This window comes from Streptomyces ipomoeae 91-03, from assembly GCF_000317595.1.
Lineage (GTDB): Bacteria > Actinomycetota > Actinomycetes > Streptomycetales > Streptomycetaceae > Streptomyces > Streptomyces ipomoeae.
In genome coordinates this window covers 1-1,440 of the sequence record NZ_AEJC01000307.1, presented here as the reverse complement: position 1 = coordinate 1,440, position 1,440 = coordinate 1, and the positions used below count along the sequence as shown (strand labels likewise).

Below are 1,440 nucleotides of genomic sequence, written 5' to 3'. Positions count from 1 at the left end.
TCAGAAGCCGTATCTCAACCGATCATGGAACGTGCAGGTCGAACAGGTTTCCCGCCGGGGTGATCTTCCCGGTGTATGCGCATGAAGGCAGGGCCTCCTGGTAGCTCGGGGGTGCGACCCCATTCCGAGCGGTTCCCGGAGGCCCTGTTGTCGTTGTTGTACGCGCCCGAGCCCGTTGACTTCAACTCGCCCGCCGTGTCGTGTGATTGCCTCGCGCACGTGTACGGCAACGCGGCCGACCGTCCCGAACGGGTGCGCCGGTATCCGTCGGACATGACGGACACGGAGTGGGCGGCCATCCGGCCGCTGCTGCCGGTGCCGGCCTGGCTCCAGGGGCGGGGCGGACAGCCCGAGGGCTACTGCCACCGGCAGATGTTGGACGCGATCCGCTATCTGGTCGCGGGCGGGATCTCGTGGCGGGCGATGCCCGCGGACTTCCCCGATTGGGGCCGGGTTTACGCCTTCTTCCGCCGCTGGCGCGAGCACGGGCTGATCGCCGAGTTCCACGACCGGCTGCGCGGACGGGTAAGGGAGCGCGAAGGCCGAGAGGCCGAGCCCACGGCCGGGATCATCGACGCGCAGTCGGTGCGGGCCGCCGCGACGGTGCCGGCCTCCTCACGCGGTTACGACGGCGGGAAGAAAGTGCCCGGGCGTAAGCGGCACATCGTGACCGACTGCCTCGGCTTGCTCCTGGTCGTCGCGGTCACCGCCGCGAACATCGGCGACCGCGACGCCGCCGTGGGCCTGTTGGCCCGGCTGCGCAGCCTGCACCGCGACATCACCCTCGTCTGGGCCGACGGCGGCTACACCGGCTCCATCGTCGACTGGTGCCGTCAGAAACTCGCCCTGACCTTGGAGATCGTCAAACGCACCGACGACATGCAGGGGTTCGTGGTGCTGCCCAGACGCTGGGTGGCAGAGCGCACGTTCGCGTGGCTGATGAACTCCCGCCGACTGGCGAGGGATTACGAAACACTGCCCGCTACCAGCGAGGCGATGATCCGGTGGTCGATGGTCACGCGGATGGGCCGGCGTCTGGCACGGCCACGGACCGTCGGCCGGCGCTGAACATGCCCGACGTCTCCTGCACCAGCCACCCGCGCTCCGCCAGGCGCCTGGCCTTCGAGCGCACCCCCTCGACCTTGGCCGGCGTCGTCTGAAGGCCCAGCCCCACCGCGATCTCCTTGGCCTTGAGCGGCCCCTGGCCCGCCGGGCACCGCTCCTCCACCACACCCAGAATCCGCTGGTAGTCCGAGGTCAGCACCGTCACCGGGAGCCCGTCTCGCCACGGCGGCACCGTCGAGCCCGGCACCGGTGCAGGCGAGGGCACTGTTGCCTGCTCGGCCTCGGTCCGGGGTTCGGTCACCGCAGTCGTCTCGGCCGCGGAGGCGGCCAACGCCTCGACCAGCTCCTCCCGCGCGATCACCCGCCGGTCCAGCT

The 1,440-nt window shown here is 70.4% G+C and carries 2 protein-coding genes; one reads left to right on the top strand and one right to left on the bottom strand.

Translation table 11 applies throughout. The features are described from left to right. The first annotated feature begins 111 nt into the window (after positions 1-111). Positions 112-1,068 (top strand): IS5 family transposase, encoded by a 957-nt coding sequence (locus tag STRIP9103_RS20560; protein ID WP_009311895.1) that lies wholly within the window; start codon positions 112-114, stop codon positions 1,066-1,068. Here STRIP9103_RS20560 and STRIP9103_RS20555 read toward each other — a convergent pair. Further along, positions 1,016-1,440, bottom strand: a 425-nt coding sequence (locus STRIP9103_RS20555) for a hypothetical protein (protein ID WP_048820650.1), incomplete at its 5' end; no start/stop codon positions are given. The genes STRIP9103_RS20560 and STRIP9103_RS20555 overlap by 53 nt on opposite strands.